The 17,946-nt window shown below is 49.3% G+C and carries 18 protein-coding genes; 6 read left to right on the plus strand and 12 right to left on the minus strand.

All coding sequences use genetic code 11. The features are described 5' to 3' along the window. Positions 1 to 179: 179 nt before the first annotated feature. Positions 180 to 1,097, plus strand: a complete 918-nt coding sequence (locus L2097_RS22165) for a bestrophin family protein (RefSeq protein WP_229222746.1) — start codon at positions 180 to 182, stop codon at positions 1,095 to 1,097. A gap of 370 nt (positions 1,098 to 1,467) precedes the next feature. Beyond that, on the plus strand, positions 1,468 to 2,400 hold the full coding sequence (locus L2097_RS22170; protein ID WP_047369098.1) for a nucleoside recognition domain-containing protein: 933 nt from the start codon (positions 1,468 to 1,470) through the stop codon (positions 2,398 to 2,400). A 141-nt stretch (positions 2,401 to 2,541) separates the two neighbouring features. On the opposite strand, the gene L2097_RS22175 is transcribed toward L2097_RS22170, so the two are convergent. Together L2097_RS22175 and L2097_RS22180 are read right to left on the minus strand one after the other, a co-directional pair. Beyond that, positions 2,542 to 4,221 carry a glycoside hydrolase family 43 protein gene (locus L2097_RS22175; RefSeq protein ID WP_047369097.1) on the minus strand — a complete coding sequence of 560 codons (1,680 nt, stop codon included), beginning with the start codon at positions 4,219 to 4,221 and terminating at the stop codon, positions 2,542 to 2,544. Positions 4,222 to 4,279: 58 nt separating this feature from the next. Beyond that, on the minus strand, positions 4,280 to 5,719 hold the full coding sequence (locus L2097_RS22180) for an MFS transporter (RefSeq protein WP_250353702.1): 1,440 nt from the start codon (positions 5,717 to 5,719) through the stop codon (positions 4,280 to 4,282). Positions 5,720 to 6,415: 696 nt separating this feature from the next. Here L2097_RS22180 and L2097_RS22185 point away from each other — a divergent pair. Then, positions 6,416 to 6,895, plus strand: a complete 480-nt coding sequence (locus tag L2097_RS22185) for a hypothetical protein (protein ID WP_250353677.1) — start codon at positions 6,416 to 6,418, stop codon at positions 6,893 to 6,895. A gap of 245 nt (positions 6,896 to 7,140) precedes the next feature. Here L2097_RS22185 and L2097_RS22190 read toward each other — a convergent pair whose 3' ends face one another. The 5 genes from L2097_RS22190 to L2097_RS22210 form a co-directional block, all read right to left on the minus strand. Next, complete coding sequence (locus L2097_RS22190; protein WP_250353678.1) at positions 7,141 to 7,668, minus strand: GNAT family N-acetyltransferase; 528 nt, start codon at positions 7,666 to 7,668, stop codon at positions 7,141 to 7,143. Then, entirely contained in the window at positions 7,665 to 8,228 is a 564-nt protein-coding gene (locus tag L2097_RS22195; RefSeq protein ID WP_250353679.1) for a helix-turn-helix domain-containing protein, read from the minus strand. The genes L2097_RS22190 and L2097_RS22195 overlap by 4 nt, the downstream gene beginning before the upstream one ends. Positions 8,229 to 8,289: 61 nt before the next feature. Further along, entirely contained in the window at positions 8,290 to 8,730 is a 441-nt protein-coding gene (locus L2097_RS22200; protein ID WP_502799316.1) for a hypothetical protein, read from the minus strand. 22 nt (positions 8,731 to 8,752) lie between these two features. Next, positions 8,753 to 9,187 (minus strand): carboxymuconolactone decarboxylase family protein, encoded by a 435-nt coding sequence (locus L2097_RS22205; protein ID WP_047369092.1) that lies wholly within the window; start codon positions 9,185 to 9,187, stop codon positions 8,753 to 8,755. 27 nt (positions 9,188 to 9,214) lie between these two features. Then, positions 9,215 to 9,649, minus strand: coding sequence for a GNAT family N-acetyltransferase (locus L2097_RS22210; protein WP_250353680.1), 435 nt, complete (start codon positions 9,647 to 9,649; stop codon positions 9,215 to 9,217). A gap of 100 nt (positions 9,650 to 9,749) precedes the next feature. Here L2097_RS22210 and pdxR point away from each other — a divergent pair, with 100 nt between their 5' ends. Then, positions 9,750 to 11,159, plus strand: coding sequence for a MocR-like pyridoxine biosynthesis transcription factor PdxR (pdxR, locus tag L2097_RS22215; protein ID WP_250353703.1), 1,410 nt, complete (start codon positions 9,750 to 9,752; stop codon positions 11,157 to 11,159). Positions 11,160 to 11,263: 104 nt separating this feature from the next. Here pdxR and L2097_RS22220 read toward each other — a convergent pair whose 3' ends face one another. Next, positions 11,264 to 11,980, minus strand: coding sequence for a helix-turn-helix transcriptional regulator (locus L2097_RS22220; RefSeq protein WP_085006911.1), 717 nt, complete (start codon positions 11,978 to 11,980; stop codon positions 11,264 to 11,266). 87 nt (positions 11,981 to 12,067) lie between these two features. Here L2097_RS22220 and L2097_RS22225 point away from each other — a divergent pair, with 87 nt between their 5' ends. Then, complete coding sequence (locus tag L2097_RS22225; RefSeq protein ID WP_085006912.1) at positions 12,068 to 12,466, plus strand: VOC family protein; 399 nt, start codon at positions 12,068 to 12,070, stop codon at positions 12,464 to 12,466. 56 nt (positions 12,467 to 12,522) lie between these two features. Continuing rightward, positions 12,523 to 12,759, plus strand: a complete 237-nt coding sequence (locus tag L2097_RS22230) for a hypothetical protein (protein WP_250353681.1) — start codon at positions 12,523 to 12,525, stop codon at positions 12,757 to 12,759. Between the two features lie 34 nt (positions 12,760 to 12,793). Here the strand turns inward: L2097_RS22230 and L2097_RS22235 are convergent, their stop codons facing one another. From L2097_RS22235 to fabG, 4 genes are read right to left on the minus strand one after another with little or no spacing between them, the layout of a single operon-like run. Then, positions 12,794 to 14,062 (minus strand): MFS transporter, encoded by a 1,269-nt coding sequence (locus tag L2097_RS22235; protein ID WP_250353682.1) that lies wholly within the window; start codon positions 14,060 to 14,062, stop codon positions 12,794 to 12,796. Positions 14,063 to 14,086: 24 nt separating this feature from the next. Continuing rightward, positions 14,087 to 15,559: an amidase gene (locus L2097_RS22240; RefSeq protein ID WP_250353683.1), complete on the minus strand. Its 1,473-nt coding sequence runs from the start codon at positions 15,557 to 15,559 to the stop codon at positions 14,087 to 14,089. A gap of 11 nt (positions 15,560 to 15,570) precedes the next feature. Then, positions 15,571 to 17,103, minus strand: a complete 1,533-nt coding sequence (locus tag L2097_RS22245; RefSeq protein WP_250353684.1) for an APC family permease — start codon at positions 17,101 to 17,103, stop codon at positions 15,571 to 15,573. Positions 17,104 to 17,118: 15 nt separating this feature from the next. After that, on the minus strand, positions 17,119 to 17,892 hold the full coding sequence (gene fabG / locus L2097_RS22250; RefSeq protein WP_250353685.1) for a 3-oxoacyl-ACP reductase FabG: 774 nt from the start codon (positions 17,890 to 17,892) through the stop codon (positions 17,119 to 17,121). Positions 17,893 to 17,946 lie beyond the last annotated feature (54 nt).

The raw sequence follows: 17,946 nt of genomic DNA on the forward strand, positions 1-17,946 counted from the left end.
GTGCATGATGTTTGTTGAGGCCGCGCCGGGGCCCTCATTTTATCCCCCTTCCCTTCGCATCAGCCCTGCGGTATGCGGCCGCGCCGCTTGCGGGAAAATCCGATCAGGCTACAATTCCCGCGCCGGATTTACACCGGCCACCTGCACACAATAAAACAAAAGACCGTAAAGGAATCCGTATGATCATACGTCCGCCCCAGAACTGGTTTGTCCGGCTCTTTAACTGGCATGGCTCCGTTCTTTCCATGATTATCTTCCGGCTGGGATTGAACCTGTTCATGTCTATCGTGGCGATCATTGCCTGGCCGTACTACGAAAACCTGAACATTCACCTGACCGTGGCCCCGTTTAGCCTGCTGGGTATCGCCATCGCTATCTTTCTTGGTTTTCGCAATAACGCCAGCTACAGCCGTTACACCGAAGCAAGAATGCTCTGGGGTTCGGTGACCATCACCTCGCGTAGCCTGATGCGACAGACCGTTAGCGCCTTGCCGGAAGATACAGCAACCCAGCAAAAGCTTTCCCATTACCTGACCGCGTTTAGCTGGTGCCTGAACCACCAGCTTCGCCAACAAGATGCAACGCTGGATATGCAACGTTTGCTGCCTGCGGACGCGGCGGCTGAGGTGATGAAAAGTACCTCAGCCTGTAATCGCATCCTGATTTTTATTGGCAAGGAATACGCAAACTTACGCCGGGAAGGCAAAATCAATGATTTTGTCTGGCAGAACATTGACGAGAATCTTAACGAACTGTCGCGTTGCCTGGGTGGCTGTGAGCGTATCGCCAACACGCCGGTGCCCTTTGCTTACTCATTAATTTTGCAGCGCACGGTCTACCTGTTCTGCACACTTTTGCCGCTGGCACTGGTGTCCGACCTTCACCTGATGACCCCGTTTGTTTCAGCGTTTATCTCCTACGCTTTCCTGTCATGGGATTCTATTGCCGAAGAGATGGAGCATCCGTTTGGCACACACCCCAATAACCTGGCGCTCAACGCTATCTGTACCTCGATCGAACGCAATCTGATGGATATTACCGGGCAAAGCCCGCTGCCTGCATTGCCAGTACCGGACAAGCGTTTCAACCTGATTTAAAGCCAGATATCGCGACCTGACCGGGGTCGCGACAGGATTGACGCGCTTGATCCCGCTAACGCCAGGTTTGTTAACATGAAAAGAGATCGTCGTTTCATCCGCTCTCCTCACCAAAGTAATATTATTGAACGTAGTGCATTAAAGGAGATTTAACGATTAAAACTTCAATCAAGGCTGGATAATAAAAATAAAAAACTACCCACTCACCTCACCTGGCATGATATTTCCCAGCGCGTCAGACGTTATCCTTATGGCCGTCAACCGACAAAGCATCGCTTCCATCTGACTAAATTATAAAAGCACGACATGGATTTTACTTACTGTCCAGGAGGTGTAGATTGCCTTGCGTGGATCTTCACTGGATAGCTTAATGAATATTATTGATGTCATTATGTCAGCAGGAAAGACGTCTGTTGATGTTGCGCTTTACACGCTTATTCCCGTCATGGTTGTCATGCTCATCGTGATGAAATACCTGGAAGCAAAAGGCGTTGTCGATGCCGTTGTTCGGCTGACCGCGCCAGTACTCAAACCGTTCGGTATTTCCGGGATCGCCATCTTCGCCCTGATACAACTCAATTTCGTCAGCTTTGCCGCGCCTATTGCCGCGCTGGCCATTATGGAAAAAAGAGGCACCTCAGAGCGTCAGCTTGCCGCAGCGCTGGCGATGTTATTTGCGATGGGCCAGGGCAATGTCTTTTACCCTTTGATCCCTTACGGGCTGCACTGGGGAAACGCCATCATCATTTCCATTTTAGGTGGGCTGGCCGCAGCGGCGGTCACTTATCACCTGTTCGGCATGAAGCTTTCCAACGCCGTCCAGAACGCAGCACCTGCCGATGCGTTTAACGATAAATCGTCATCCAGCCTGATTGGCATCATTAACGGTGCGGGTGCCGATGCGATACGCCTGGCGCTGGGCTCGCTCCCTATGTTGCTGCTCTCGCTGACCATCGTCGGCATACTAAAAGAAGCGGGAGCGATAGATGTTCTGACCCGGCTACTCTCGCCAATGATGGCTTATTTCAGCCTTCCCGAGGTGTATGTGTTGCCAACGCTGACCAAATGTCTGGCGGGAGGAACAGCCTACTTCGGGGTGATGTCAGAGCTTCTGCGAAAAGGGCTGGTGACGCCAGAACAGATGAACGCTTCGGCGGGCTTTCTGATCCAGACCTTCGATCTGCCAGGTATCGGGATTTACCTTGGGATCGCCAGCCGATTTGTCAGGCTTTTTCGCTATGTCATCCCCGGCGTGATCGTTGGGATCGCGGTGCGCAGCATTATCCATACCCTGTTGTATTAAAGCCAAACGGCGCATTTACCAGGCGAGATAAATAAAAAGGATTACTGGCACCCCACTGTCCAGTAATCCTTTCAGGGTCATCGCTCACTTTTTCTTTTCGCAGAAATATGGCCGGAATTTAACTGAATCGGTGATTAGCCCTTAACCAAAGCGTGATTCACTGGCTTTCCAGCTGTATGCGTCGTTTGCGACTAACGAATCCCCCCGTTCCTGATAAGCGAACTGGTAAAACTCTGCGCTGGCACCATAGCCAGAGTAGTCGACGACCGCCAGCCCCACGAACGCGCCGGTAAAGAACCCGCCATAACTTTGCAGTACATAATCATCAGAGAGAATGGCGGCATCCAGTTTGACCGGGATTTCAGTGAATTTCACCCCATCAAAACTGTATTCATAGGTATAACTTTCTTTGCGAACTTTGGTGCGGAACCAGACATATTCAACATCTTGCGGGATCTTGATGGCCTCATCTTTCAGATACGAGGTATATTTCCCACGATTATTCTCGCCTATTTCGATGACTGCCCCATTAATTTCATTCCAGGTAATGAAAACAAAGCTCCAGTGGCGATCATTATAGTAATTCGTCAACCCAGCCATTTGTTGATAATTAAACGGATTAAATTTTATTTTAACCTGGGCATCAAAATAAAAAGCCTGCCAGCGCCGCGCAATCAGCGAGAGATCGTGCGTATTTGCTAAAGAACCTTGCCCGACTAACGTTAATTTCCCCTCACCCGTTGTTCCCATTTTTTCGCTGAACGGGACACGCAGTGTGTTCCAGTTAGGATCGAGCGTTGCGGTTTTAAATTCATCATACTGGCTGTGGTCTTTGGCGCTTTCGGTATAAATAGCATCGACGGGGCCTTCAACAAACGTTTTGCCCCCGTGGCCACCTGCAATACGTGGCCAGCCATCTTCATCCCAAAACACTTTCTGAATAGACGTTTCCCTGCCCAGTGTTGACCAACCGCGAGGATCATAGACGGACTCACCGGCACGATTCCATGGACGGGCGCAGAGCGAGGCGTAATACCATTCGCCTTTGGGCGTTGAAACCAACGCACCATGCCCCTGTTTTTGGATATAGCTGTCCGGCGTATCGACGTTCGTTAAGAAAACGTCGCCTGGCTCTGTTTCAAAACTATTGGCCTCTAAGGTTTTCGAACGCGCAACCACCTCCTGATGAGTAAAAACGGTGCCACCTTGCGCGGCGAAAAGATAATAATATCCGTTTATTTTGTAGAGGTGCGGCCCCTCAACAAGTGCAACGGCAGTGCCCCGATAAAGCGTACGCGCGGTTTCTGGTTTTAATTTTAAAGTCCGGGTATCAAACTCCGTCAAGGTAATGCCATCAAAGGGGTGATGGTATTCCCGATGGTCCCAGGTTTGTTGAACTAAATATTTACGACCATCTTCGTCATGGAAAAGTGACGCGTCAAAACCGACGCCATTCAGTTTAATGGGATCAGACCAGGGGCCACGAATATCGGTTGCCGTGGTCAGGTAGTTTGTCATGTCTTTAAAGGCGCCTTCTGTGACTTTGACATCCGTATACACTAACCAGAATTTGCCGTCAGCATACGAGAGATCCGGTGCCCAAATCCCACCGGAGGAAGGATTCCCTTTCATATCTAACAGCGCGGTTGTTGACAGTGGCGCCGGCAGAAGATTCCAGTGTTCCAGGTCTTTTGATTCATGTAAACGAACGCCTGGAAACCACTCAAAGGTGGAATTTGCGATATAGTACGTGTCGTCTACGCGGATAATACTTGGGTCTGGGTTAAAACCAGGCAAAATAGGGTTTTGAATAATTGACATATCGTTTACCTTTTTAAATTGTCCATATTGTATTTATTATCATTTTTAATTTATTGAACTATACGCGAATCTCATCAAGTTGACGGTTGATATCATTGACATTGTCATCAGATATTGGATAGAAGTGAATGGCAACCATCGACATAATGGCTAACACCACCGGGATCCAGATAGCCGTCATGTTTATTCCAGCGATAGCATTGGCGTGCTGATATACACTCGTTTCGTTAAAGCCATAACCTGCCAGCAACCACAACGGAAGCGCACCACCAATCGTAAAGCCGATCTTGAAGAAAATCCCCATAATTGCGTTAATGATTGCGGCATTTCGCTTACCTGATTTTAATTCCCCATAGGCAATGACTTCCGGAACAAGCGCCCACATAAAGCCAGTAGCCGATGTTAATCCCCACTGTTTAATAAAGGTTGCGATGTAGGCAAGCCAGAGGGCATCATGCATTCCCTCAAGTGACCAAATGTAAGTCAGAAATTCGCCAACAATAAACATGCCGAGGAATAGATGGAAAAATCCTTTTTTACCAAAAATTTTCTTAAGTTTTGGCCAAAACACTGGAAATAGAATGCCCGGAATTGAGGCTACAAGACCAACCGCCCCCATCCATTCTGAGTGACCGACAACAAACTGATTAAAAAAGCCATTAGCCGTGTTCATGACAAACATGAACGTAAAGGCCAGCATGAAAAATAATCCAAGAATAACAAGCGGCCGGTTATTTTTGAGTTCCAGGAAGAGATCTGTCGTTTTTACGTTTGCTGTTTGTTCTTCAGTGGCGACCACGCGCTCTTTGGTTAATTTATAGCAGACGAATAGAGCAATTGCCCCAATAACCATATAAATGGAGTAAACACCAAACCAGGCGTAGTTAGCTGAGGGATCGGTATAATTCCCCATATTGAGCTTAAGTCCGAAAAAACCCGTATCCTTGAGGCTTCGATCTGCTGGCGCAGCCATTTGTACAAACATGGGGAAAAGCGTGTAGACAAGCAGATTGGCGCTATTGGCCAGCATCATGCGTGTGCTTGTAAGTTTATCAATGGATTCAGGATCTCTTGTTAATGAAGCATTAAGAGAACCATAAGGAATATTTACCACGGAATAGACCAAATCCAGGGCAAGGTAAATAATAAATGCAAATGGAACTGAACCTCTCACCCCTGGAATAGGGGCAAAGAGTAAAGCAGAAAGAATAACGAGCGGAATACCTGCTCTTAAAAGCCAGGGGCGATATTTGCCAGCTTTTGAACTTCGTTTGTCAACGTATGTTCCTACCATCGGGTCCCAAAGGACATTGATAATACGGACAAAAAGAAATATAAACCCTGCAGTTGCTGTACTGATTGTATTCACAGTTAACATGTGAAGAGCAAGGAAACCACCTATCGTACCAAAAACAAGGTTTTGAGCAAAGTCGCCCATCCCATAACCAATGCGTTCCACACGAGTTAACTTATGATACTCATCATGCCGATTTTGTATTAAGTTTTCACTCATTTTAATCACATCTCCGGTTTGTTTTATAAATGAGGAATACTTTCTGACACAGGTAAGCCCGCAAAATCCATTACGTTTTTGGATTAAGTAATTATGTTTTTTTACTACTGTGATCATTAGAGCAAAGGACTTATACAAGCCGCACAAGCCCGATGCTGACTGGCAATTCACAACGAATACCTGCAACAGATGAACGTTCCCGACCAATCTGGCATTTATTCCAGCGAACTCGCTTGTAAAAGCGACTGCGCCAGATTGTTATCTGCGCTCTGAATACATTAATGTATTATTTTTGCGATACTGCTCACATTTAAGCATTCTCTTAACCTTCGAGTGAAATAACGTAATTGAACTACCGTTCGGGAGAATACAGGATGTATGCGGCAATCGCTTTATTTATTCTCGCGTGGTCCGGTACATACCCACGCCATGCTTGCGATATTACCGTCGACCTTCAACGAGAAATACACGGCCTCACCACCTTATGTTCAGCTACTGGGGAAAGGGTGCCGGTGAAATATTGTCGTTTTATTCCTGACTCGCCGCGTCATTGCGACGCGCTGAGAATCCCCCGACTCACAATGAGGTCAATGCCGCTTTGGGTTTGCATATTGATGCGACAGGCGCATATGCTGGCAGTGCAATAGCAGTACGGCAAATAAGCGGATACCCGGATTAACTATGTTCAGGCAGCTCGATAACGTTACGCTTCAAATCCGAGAAGAACCAACAGCGACAGCGATGGGAAAATACGAAGTTCTGCTGGCAGCAAAAAAGACCGGTATTACCGTTCCGGTTCAGGTGCTGGAAGCGGCTGTTCAGGTAGATAACAGCCGGCTGTTGTTATTTCTTACTGATGATACTCCCTTTGAGGAAATGCTGAATATTGCATTGATTGAACTGAATGTTGGAGTGAAGGAGATACTGACGCTGGGTGGAGCATATCTCACCGGGTCGTTTGCAGATTTGCATATCCTGGCGAATGCCGTTGAATTTCGCTTTATCGGTGATACCACATGGCGAGTTGAAATACCTGCGGCGCCCTTTATGAGTCTGCCTTTTGTCGGCGATCCACGCGGCGTTTCGCGCCCTCTGGCATTGAGGCATTACATTAAAATTACCGCCAGTCCTGCGCCGGCACGTGCAGACGGTCGTCGTTAAAGATACCGCCATCAAGGTATTCCCGGATGGCGGTGCAGGCACATTTTTCGGGCTACGCGTGCTTAATCAGGGCACGATGTTACTCGTCCGCATGTTACGTTCGTTTTCAGGTTAAACAGTAAATAGCTCGCCAGCGCCAGACGAGCCTCACCCGAAGCAGACCTGCGCCCCTTATTTTTACGCACACAAACATAGACTGTCTAATGGCTAGCGATAATAATGCCAATCGTGCCAGACAATATAAATCAGCTACCTGGATTATTAATTTTGTACATAAATGTAGTGGCATGAAGAGTATTATCAATCGAGCTGGCATAACAGGGAATTTTCCCGGCTATCTGCCAGCCCAGGGAAAGATATAACTCGCTGGCCACATCGCCACTGCGGGTATCAAGCACAAGCAAGGAGATCCCTTTTTCCCAGGCCATTTCCTCTGCCCGATTCATTAACGCTCTGGCAATCCCCTGACGACGCGCCTGCGGATGAACGAGCAGTTTAGAGATTTCAGCGCGATGGCGGCCATTAGGCGTCCTGCAATAGTTTATGATGACGGTTGCAGCCAAAAAACCATTATCACGGGCGATTAATAACTCACAATCGTGACTGGCAAGGCTATAAATTTTATCTTTCCAGAAACTATCAATTGCCCGACGATCATTGGGATCGGTAAAGCCTACGCTTGCCCCATCCTTTACACAAGACTGTAACACGTCACCTAATTCGGGTAAGCACTGATGCGCCTGTGTCGCACTGAGAAGTTCATATTCAATCATGATTTACATACCACCAAAATATAATGTGCACCGAGGCTTTCATGCGCGCTAAATGATGAAGAGCCGGATAAATGAAAACGCAAACTGTCACCTTCTTTCAAGGTCCATTTTTCACTGTTCATCGTAATGGTTAATTCACCGGAATATAACCATATATATTGTTCAAGTCCCTGGACGGGAGGATTTGAATATTCAATGAAAGCACCCGGGCGCAATTTTCCCTCTACCATCTCGCATCTGAACTGATGAGAAGGTGGTATTAACATGCGTCGCTCAAATCCATTAAGCTCATCCTGCCACAGGGATTGTTGATCGGCCCTGAACAGATTATCTGCGGTCTGTTCAACCTCGCTAAGAAGCCGGGACATCGTCATTCCATATACAATGCAGAGTTGGTTAAGAACCTCTGCTGTCGGGCTGACTTCACTGCGTTCAATCCGTGACAACGAGGCCCTGCTGATGCCTGATGCAACGGAGAGCTCATCAAGCGACCAGTTCTGTTGTAAGCGTAGTGCCGCCAGACGTGCTGCTAATCGTACTCTGTAACCTTCATTATTCATGGCAAATCTCATATGTGAGAATTTATTCCCGAAAACGAGATTACCGATTACTGAAGTCCTGTCAAGCGCTATTGCACGAATCGCGATGCGTATCTTTGACGTCTGGAACGCATGTCAGAGTGCTTCCCCTTTGTCGAAGGGGATAGCGCACCACGGTGAGTGATGTTGGTTGCTGGGCGGTGTAAAGCATTTGACGGCACTCGTTTTCATTCGACGCAGCCATAACGATCATGCCGGGAATACAACGAAGCAACGCGGAGCCATCGCAACCCAGGTGTGGTACGCCATCGGCACCCACAATCCCTGCCCGATCGATAGCAAAGACAACAAGCAGATTCTGTAACGCAACAGCATGGATAAGCGGGTCGTATGCGCGCTGAAGGAAAGTTGAATAGATAGCGACAATCGGCTTTAGGCTTTCAGCCGCAAGGCCCGCAGCAAAGGTCACAGCATGCTGTTCTCCGATAGATAATTGATATGCAGGATACTTATATTCCGGCACGTCCCTGAGCCGAATACAGGGATTACTGACGCATGCCGATCGCCAGTCGGTTAAATGCGCTCATCAGGGCAATCGCAAAGGTCAGGTCGGAAATTTCAACGTCGCTGAAATGGGCCTCCAGAGGGGTATAATCCTCATCCGGCGCATGCGTTTTATCTACGTGCGTCAAAGACTCTGCCCACGCGAGGGCGGCGCGTTCACGTTCGCTGAATAATTCGCTGACGCGCCAGCCCGCCAGGCTATCCAGTCGCGCAGCGCTTTCACCGTCGGCACGCAGAGCTTTGGCGTGCATCTCAAGGCAAAATGCACAGCCGTTAATCTGGGAGATCCGCAGCCAGACTAATTCAATCAGCGCTTTCCCGAGACTGCTCTTACTCAGCGCCTTTTTGGTCGCAGCAAACCCGTTATAGGCTTCCGGGGAAAGGGTGTAATAGGGTAAACGTTGTGGGGTGGTCATCAGGTTATCTCCGGTTATTAAAAAACGTCATACTAAGCACTGGCGAAAGTGCATGCCTGCCGCCAGCAAGCCTTGTCGATAGTAGAAACGTTGGCCCAGCGCATTACCTAAACCGGTATCAAGCACCAGGTGAGTACACTTCTGACAGCGTGCCTCTTCGCGCAGAGCATCGATTAATTTCGCGCCCAGACCGTGGCTGCGGGCATGGGGAGCAGTCACAAGATCATCAACATACAGAAAGCGCCCGTAGATGAGATTTTCCGAAATTCGGTAGCCCGCCAGTGCCAGTAGCGCTTGATCCTGCCAGACACCCTGCAGGCAATAACCCTGTTCAGCCTGACGGTGAACACGGGCTATAAAGTTCTCTGCATCGGTCAGGTGTGGTCGCAACTCCCGCATGACCAGGTAAGCAGCATAGAGCGCCTGTTCACTATCAATTCTGTGTACTTCATATGTCGCCATACGTTTCTCCTGTCTGATGGCGGCAATATATCGCCGCAATGACCTATGCTACAGTGACAAGAATTACCTGAATGACCAGGACAAGAACGTGAAAGCACTGATGTCAAAACCTGACTGGCAACCCGACACGCCGCTCTATTTGCAGCTGTATCAGCGATATCGCGAGGCCATTTCCTCCGGTCGGTTACGCCCGGGGGACCGTGTCCCGTCAATACGCAATCTCGCCAGCGAGCTTCACGTCGCACGGGGAACGGTAGAAATGGCTTACCAGATGCTGGTCAGTGAAGGCTATCTTGTGACGAAGGGGGCGGCAGGAACCCGAGTTTCCCCTCAACTGGCGAGGTTACCGAATGTCGGTAATCCGTCACAACGACGCAAAACCGCCGCTACGCAGCCTTATCAGGCGCGCCTGACGGGGACTATTTTACCGTTTCAGCCAGGTGTACCGGCGCTGGACGCGTTCCCCCGGAAAATATGGTCTCGCCTGGCGGGACAAACGCTGCGCATGATTGAAACTACGGTGATGAATCAACCCGACCCGGCCGGATATGCGCCGCTTCGGGAAGCCATCGCCACCTATCTGGGGATTTCTCGTGGTATCGCCTGCACGCCGGAGCAGGTATTTATTACCATCGGCTATCAGGGGGCGCTTGAGCTGTTGTGCCGCACCGTTTTACAGGCAGGCGACGGTGGCTGGTATGAAAACCCGGGTTACTTTCCCGGCAGATATTTTTTGCAGCAGATGGGAATGACGTTGACACCCGTTCCGGTGGATAACGAAGGGCTACAGGTTGCCACCGGGGAGCAACGGGCACCGAACGCACGCTTTGCCGTCGTCACCCCTTCCCACCAAAGCCCCACAGGCGTCGCGCTGTCCTTACCCCGACGTCTGGCGTTGCTGGCGTGGGCGAACCAAAAAGACGCCTGGATCATAGAAGATGACTACGACAGTGAGTTCCGCTACCACGGCCACCCACTTCCGGCCCTGAAAAGCCTCGACCATGAGCAACGTGTGCTTTATACCGGTACTTTCAGTAAAGTCCTTTTTCCCGGCTTACGTCTGGCCTATCTGGTGGTCCCCCCCTCTCTGCAATCGACCTTTCACGAGGCGGTTAACCGCTGGCCGGGGCCGGGATCGATTCTGCCGCAAGCGATGGTGGCAGCGTTTATGCAAGAGGGGCATTTTGCCCGCCATTTGCGCAAAATGCGCCAGTTGTACGCCGTCAGGCGCGGTTACCTTGTGGAGGCACTTGAACGTGTTTTCGGCTCATCTCTGCACATCCAGCCACAGGCCGGGGGAATACAGGTTCTGGTTTACCTGAATGAACACCAATCCGATAAAGCGCTGGCAACGGCGGCTCAGGCGGCAGGGCTGGGTGTCAAGGCGCTCAGTGAATGGGATGCAGGCACCCCGCCGCAAAACGGACTATTGATGGGATTTACCAATTTTACCCGTGCAGAAGAAGCACAAGCGGCGGTGAAACGATTGTCAGCACTGCTATCGCCCTAACCGAGTCTCCAGGCAGGGCTAAACACATCAAGCGTTGTCACCATCGTCAACCGACGGGCTGGTACGGGCAAAACACATTTGTATAAAACTTCTTATTTATTGTTCTAATCTTCCTGATAATTACCCCCTCTGAATCGTGATAATTCCCGTTCTCGCCATTCTTCCCATCTTGATCTGAGAGCTTCTCTATCAGAATTTATGTGTTCGTTTAACAACAAAATGTCTAATAATCGGTCGGTACGAAAATGTCTAAAACTCTCTCTTTTTTCACACCAGGATATGAGGAGACAATGAGTCTGATTATAGCCTAGTACGATCGGCCAGATGACTCTTTTGGAGATAGTTCCATCAGCGGAACGGTACTCGATCAAAAGTTTTTTACCGTCACGGATTGCCGCCCTGATTTGTCGGGTGTCAATGTTATTGGTTACGGGTTCTTCTGGTTTTAAAAGAACGGCAGATGGGTTTAAAACACTTTGCAACCTACTCGGAACCACTGACGATATTTTTGATAATACATCCCTTGCATTGTTGGCTAGTGTCGCATCCGGCAGGCGCTGCACTAGTTCAACACCAAGCAGTAACGCATCAAGCTCATCTGGGGTGAACATTAAAGGGGGAAAATCATAATATTCACTAAGTCTATAGCCCGAACCAGCCTCACCTTCAACCGGAACCCTTTGTCCTGCTAAATCAGCAAGATCCCTATACACGGTGCGCTTAGATACTTCAAGCTCATCAGCTAACCTGGCTGCCGTTACCGGAAGTTTTGTTCGTCTGAGGATCTGAATAATCTGGAAAAGTCGGTCTGCCCGCCTCATATTTTTTTCCTGTTGCCACCATGCTGTCAGCAGAGCTGGGTGATTATCTTAGTCAGCTGCACATCGCGCAGCATTAAGGAGTAGTTTATGGAATTAGTATCAACACGACTTATTGTAAAAGACATCAAAAAGGTTGTTAATTTTTATGAATTAATAACAGGATATCAGGCTGAATGGCTTGCGCCAGTATTTGCAGAAATCATCACACCTGGGGCGGTAGTAGCAATTGGGAGCGAAGAAACAGTCGCATTGTTTAAAGAAAATTGCGCACGACCCGCATCCAATCAGTCAGCAATTCTTGAATTTATGGTCAATGATATTGATAACGAGTTCATTAGATTAAAAGAATATAACCTGGAGTTTGTGCATGAACCCAAAAATATGCCATGGGGAAACAGAACCATGCAGATTCGCGATCCTGAAGGTACGCTGGTGTCCTTCTTTACGCCTGTGACGGATGCTGCTATCAGCCGTTTTAAACGATGAAGATAATATCCACTTTGACATGATTTTACTGGCCTGATCGAGGGTACCCATCAGCAATGGCTTTATTATGTGCTAAAGCCATTGCTGCTACATATGCCGCACCAATGGCTGATGATCGCTCACAGCAGACCTTGGCCTTCGTGCAAATCCTCTGTGTGCCAGAAGCGGAAGTTGTTACCACGGTTTGTCTTAGTCAATGGGGAGCAGGTCAATATTGGCGGATAAAGCAGAAGATCCCTTGGGAGGATCTTCTTTGGGGAAGAAAAGTTGTTTATAGCGCCGCCACGGCGTGAGTGATTCCCTGGGCAGCAAAGGAGCCAGAAATCTTTAGCGTGACGGCTGCTTTGCCATTAATGACAACGTTTTTTTTGCATCGCGGGGGAAACAAATTGCCGCAGCCAGGCTGATTGCCGAAACAGCAAACATATAATACGCCGGTGCAGGGGCACCCCAGCCATGCGATAACCAGGCAACAATAAAGGGAGAGAAACCGCCGAAGGTCATGGTGGCCAGGTTATAACTAATGGACAAAGAGGTCACCCTGTTCTCAACCGGGAACAGTAATGTCAGCATGGTCGGCATGGTTGCAAACTGCGCCGCCAGGCACAGGCCAAGAACTAACTGCATAACGAACATATGGCTAATTGTTGGGAAATGGATAACCCAGGTAAAGAGCGGCAACACCAATACAAAATAGCCGATGGTTGCGATAAGAAAGACTAACTTCCGCCCTATTTTATCTGCCAGCATCCCGAACAGAGGAATGATAATGGCCATCAGGCTGACGATACAGATTTGGATCGTCAGCACGCTGGTTATCGGCATTGCTAATTGTTTACTGGCAAAGCCAGGCATATTAATCAATAAAACGTAGAAGCCCACCGTTCCACTCACCACCAGGCTGAAGCCAAGGATGATCTTTCTGAAATCCAGCCCGGTTTTATTGCCAGGCAGTTTTTTCTCGGTTTGTTGACTAATAAACTCATCGGATTCAGAGAGATTACTTCTTATCCATAGCCCTACCGGGCAAATAACCAGGCCGACCGCGAACGCAATTCGCCACCCCCAGCTTTCCAGGCTATCGTTAAACACATTGAAAATAAGCATAGAGATAACCGAAGCCAGTACCACTGCCAGGCATTGGCCGAATAGCTGCCATGAACCATAAAACGTTTTCTTGCTATCGTCCGATCCTTCCACCAAATATGAGGTTGAGCTGGCATATTCGCCACCGGTAGCAAACCCCTGGATAAGGCGCGCTATGACGATCAATATGGGGGCTGTGATACCTATCTGCTGGTAAGACGGTGTGACCACAAAAATTGCCACCGCAATAAACATCAACCAGATAATCAATTGCAGGGCTTTCTTTCTGCCATATTTATCCGCATATACGCCAATGATTAATCCACCGATTGGTCGGGTGAAAAAGCCAACGCCAAATGTCGCCAATGAGATCAGCAGTGAACTGTATTCGTCATTGGCCGGAAAAAACTGCCTGGCGATAATGGCAGCGAAAAAACCATAAATAAGGAAGTCATACCATTCGAGTATATTACCAATGGTACCCGCTATAATTTTCTTATGGCTGCTCATTTATATCCCCTTCAGGTGAATAAATTAAAGTAAATAGCGAATTAATTCGCTTTCTTTGATTGCATCCGGTTTATTTTTCGCGATCCATTGCGTGGCTTTTTCATAAGCATGAGCCAGCCGAAGTACGGCCATATCACGCTGGGGCCGTCCTATTATCTGGATGCCTGTTGGTAACCCTGATTCATTAAAACCGGCCGGGACATTGGCAATGGGGCAGCCCGTCAGACTGCCTAATATTGTTACCTCCATCCAGCGGTGATAGGTATCCATTTCCCGGCCTGATATTGTTTCAGGCCAATGACTATTTTTATCGAAAGGGAAAACCTGCGCGCTGGGTAATATCAGGTAATCCACCTCCTCAAAAAGCGCAATAATTTTCTTATACAACAACGTCCTTACCGCAGAGGCTTGCATAAGTTGCATTGCGCTTAACCCTAAGCCATTTTCTATTTCCCAGAGAGCTTCTGGCTTAAGCCATTTCCGTTTCCCGGGGTCAGAATAAAGAGGCTCAAGGCTGTGCGCGACGGAAATATGCCGGAGGGTACGCCACGCATTCCACACCGTTTCAAAATCAATATCGATGGCTACCGTGTTAACTTCACAGCCGATCGCTGAAAACGTATTTCGCGCTTTCTCACACAGGGAAAGAATACCTTCTTCGAAGGGTAAATGGCCCTGGAGATCCCCCAGCCAGCCGACTCGCACGTCAGTACAGTCCATGACAAGCGATTCAGTAAATTGATCGCCTGTCTCGTTAAGCGAAAGAGGCGCCCGGTCATCCCGACCGGCCTGCGTGGCTAACAGCAGCGCAACATCCTTGACGCAGCGCCCCATTGGGCCTTCATACGCCATCTGGTTAATGAACAACTCATCACTTTCCGTTAGTGGAACACGGCCCTGGGATGGACGAAACCCAATCACGTTATTGAAGGCGGCAGGATTGCGTAAAGAACCCATCATGTCGCTGCCATCCGCTACCGGCAGCAGATACATCGCCAGGGCAGCGGCAGCACCGCCGCTGCTGCCCCCGGCGGTGAGTTGGTGGTTATACGCATTGCCCGTAGCACCAAAAACCGAATTATACGTCTGGGAGCCCAGCCCAAATTCAGGGGTGTTTGTTTTGCCAATAATGATGGCACCAGCCTTTTTGATTCTTTCTACTATTAATGCGTCCTTGTCGGGAACATTATCAGCGAAAATGGGTGAACCACGGGTGGTCGTAATTCCTTGTGTTAATGCCAAATCTTTAACAGCAAAAGGTATTCCATGCAGCCATCCCTGATATTCCCCTTTTTCTAATGCGATATCCTTTTCATCAGCCTCTTTTAATAGCGAGTTTTTATCCCGCATGCTGATAATGGCATTAACGCGTGGATTAAAAGATTCAATATGGTCGAGGTAAATTTCCATCACTTCACGGCAGGATATTTCTTTATTCCTGATCAGACGTGAAAGTTGGTTAGCCTCGAGAAGAACAATGCTTTTTTTATCAGACATAGCCTGGCCTTCTATTTTTCTTCATTCAATACAATGCGACCAATCACCTGGAATTTTTTATTATCAAAAAGCTTGAACCAGGTTGCGATAGCCGCACCAATGACAAAACTGGCTAATACAATCCACGGTATGGCTTTATAGAACAGTGTATTTGCCGCTGAACCTGCCGCGAAATCCATATTGGCAAAAAGCAAATAGACGACGTACACCATGCCTATTCCACCCATTAAAGGTGCCAGGAATGTTTTAAACCAGTGGCTGTTTTTACGGTTTTCTGCATTTGCGTGGAAATAAAAAATCACAGCAAAGGCGCACAATGCCTGGACGATCATAATTCCCATCGTGCCGAGAATTGCCAGCAGTGTGTAAATATCAGCATAAGGGTCTTTTCCTGCCAGCAGGAAAAGAACGACGATCGCGCAGGCAATCAGGGTCTGAACCGTTGAGGCGATGTGGGGGGAACCATGTTTGGGATGGGTAAGTCCCAGCGTTTTACCCGACAAGGGGAACAGGTTCTCCCGGCCCAGGGCATAGATATAGCGTGCGGCACAGTTGTGGAACGCCATCCCGCAAGCGAAGGAACCGGTGATCACCAGAATTTTGAATACCGCAACCGCCCATTCGCCCAGATACTGGCGCGCCGGGCCATAGAAGATTTCTGCGGCCTTGTTGGGATCTTGTGCCAGTGCGATGGCCTTCTCTGGCCCGGTCCCGGCAATAGCCATCCAGGATATAAATACATAGAAAAGCCCAATACCAATCACAGCCAGTAATGTCGCCAGCGGAATGATTTTCTTTGGATTCCTGGACTCTTCACCGTACATCGCCGAGGATTCAAACCCTACCCACGACCAAAAGGCGAAAAACAGACCAATGCCCGCGTTAGCGCCCGGCACGCCCGCAGCAGGAGTAAAGGCATGCAAGGGGTTGATCGACTCAGGGACAAACCCCTGCGGCCCACCACCATGCACCAGCACTGCGCCAGCAACCACGGTAAGAATGATAATTTCCAGCACCAGACAACAGCCCAGCACTTTCGACGTCAGTGAAATATCAAAATAACTCAGCACGCCGTTGGCAATCAGCATCCCCAGCGCAAAGACAATCCAGTGGATATGCATACCGGAAAGCCCATGGATTAAGTCTTCGCAGAAGAAGGCGAAAATACCCACGAGTGCGGCCTCAAACACAATATAGGTCAATGTGACCGCAACCCCGGCCGCCATGCCGATGACGCGCCCCAGACCATGAGAGATGAAGCCATAAAATGCGCCAGTAGCGGTAATGTACTTCGCCATCTGTGCATACCCGATGGCAAACAGCGCCAGGATGATGGTCGCCACCATGAAGCCCGCCGGCGCATACTGCCCGTTACCGCTGCCTACCGCGATGGGGACATTTCCCAGCATGGCGGTAATGGGAGCGGCGGTCGCTACTGTCATGAACAGTACGCCGGTTAACCCCACCGCGTTTGGGCGCAGGCGCTGGATCGTCGACGTGCTGGTTTCGCCTCCAGCAGGGTTTTTAATAATCTGTTCGCTCATACGATTACCGCTCCGTCAGGAAATGCAGGAAGATGATTCGGGAAGGATCTGACCACCATCCACAATCAGTGTTTGCCCGGTGATATACCCGGCCGCCTGAGAGGCAAAAAACAGTGCGGCGGCAGCAATATCGTCAACACTGCCGAGGCGCTGTAGCGGGACAGATTTCGCCATGGTGGCAATGTAGTCGTCCCCCATATCCGTCAGCCCTTCAGTGATAATGTTGCCCGGAAGAATGGCATTGACGGTGATGTTGTATTTAGCCAGCTCCAGGGCGGCGGTGCGCATGAAACCCAGTTGTGACGCTTTGCTTGACGCATAATGCGCCCAGCCGGGGTAGCCCGTGACAGGGCCAGTAATAGAAGAAGTAAAGATAATGCGGCCGTGACTGGCTTGTTTCAGCCAGGGGATAGCCGACTGTACGCACAGGAATGTGCCTTTGCTGTTTACCGCATGCACCTCATCCCATTCACTTTCCGTCATATCGCTCAAAGCGGCGGAAGGAAAGACACCCGCGTTGCAGCACAGTACGTCCAGGCCGCCAAGTTGTTCCGCGCAAAACGCGACAGTCTCTTTTACCTGTTGAGCAATGCTGACGTCACAGACGTAGCCTTTTATTGTCAAGCCTTGTGCGCTGGCCATTGTGATAGCAGCTTCCAGCCTGGCTGCATTTCGGGCGGTGATCGCAACTTTGCCGCCATTGCGCGCAAAATTTAGTGCCAGCCCCAGCCCAATGCCGCTGCTGCCACCGGTGATCAGTATGCTTTTACCTTGTAGATCCTGGTACATGAGTTTCTCCCCCACTTACGCCATGCCATAAATCGTCAGCGCATCAGTTTTCGC

It is taken from the genome of Citrobacter sp. MNAZ 1397, from assembly GCF_023613995.1.
GTDB lineage: Bacteria > Pseudomonadota > Gammaproteobacteria > Enterobacterales > Enterobacteriaceae > Phytobacter > Phytobacter ursingii.

Coding starts and splice junctions, on each gene's coding strand:
- L2097_RS22165 (WP_229222746.1), top strand. CDS start 180: ATGATCATACGTCCGCCCCAGAACTGGTTTGTCCGGCTCTTTAACTGG.
- L2097_RS22170 (WP_047369098.1), top strand. CDS start 1,468: ATGAATATTATTGATGTCATTATGTCAGCAGGAAAGACGTCTGTTGAT.
- L2097_RS22175 (WP_047369097.1), bottom strand. CDS start 4,221: ATGTCAATTATTCAAAACCCTATTTTGCCTGGTTTTAACCCAGACCCA.
- L2097_RS22185 (WP_250353677.1), top strand. CDS start 6,416: ATGTTCAGGCAGCTCGATAACGTTACGCTTCAAATCCGAGAAGAACCA.
- L2097_RS22190 (WP_250353678.1), bottom strand. CDS start 7,668: ATGATTGAATATGAACTTCTCAGTGCGACACAGGCGCATCAGTGCTTA.
- L2097_RS22195 (WP_250353679.1), bottom strand. CDS start 8,228: ATGAATAATGAAGGTTACAGAGTACGATTAGCAGCACGTCTGGCGGCA.
- L2097_RS22205 (WP_047369092.1), bottom strand. CDS start 9,187: ATGACCACCCCACAACGTTTACCCTATTACACCCTTTCCCCGGAAGCC.
- L2097_RS22210 (WP_250353680.1), bottom strand. CDS start 9,649: ATGGCGACATATGAAGTACACAGAATTGATAGTGAACAGGCGCTCTAT.
- pdxR (WP_250353703.1), top strand. CDS start 9,750: ATGTCAAAACCTGACTGGCAACCCGACACGCCGCTCTATTTGCAGCTG.
- L2097_RS22220 (WP_085006911.1), bottom strand. CDS start 11,980: ATGAGGCGGGCAGACCGACTTTTCCAGATTATTCAGATCCTCAGACGA.
- L2097_RS22225 (WP_085006912.1), top strand. CDS start 12,068: ATGGAATTAGTATCAACACGACTTATTGTAAAAGACATCAAAAAGGTT.
- L2097_RS22230 (WP_250353681.1), top strand. CDS start 12,523: ATGGCTTTATTATGTGCTAAAGCCATTGCTGCTACATATGCCGCACCA.
- L2097_RS22235 (WP_250353682.1), bottom strand. CDS start 14,062: ATGAGCAGCCATAAGAAAATTATAGCGGGTACCATTGGTAATATACTC.
- L2097_RS22240 (WP_250353683.1), bottom strand. CDS start 15,559: ATGTCTGATAAAAAAAGCATTGTTCTTCTCGAGGCTAACCAACTTTCA.
- L2097_RS22245 (WP_250353684.1), bottom strand. CDS start 17,103: ATGAGCGAACAGATTATTAAAAACCCTGCTGGAGGCGAAACCAGCACG.
- fabG (WP_250353685.1), bottom strand. CDS start 17,892: ATGTACCAGGATCTACAAGGTAAAAGCATACTGATCACCGGTGGCAGC.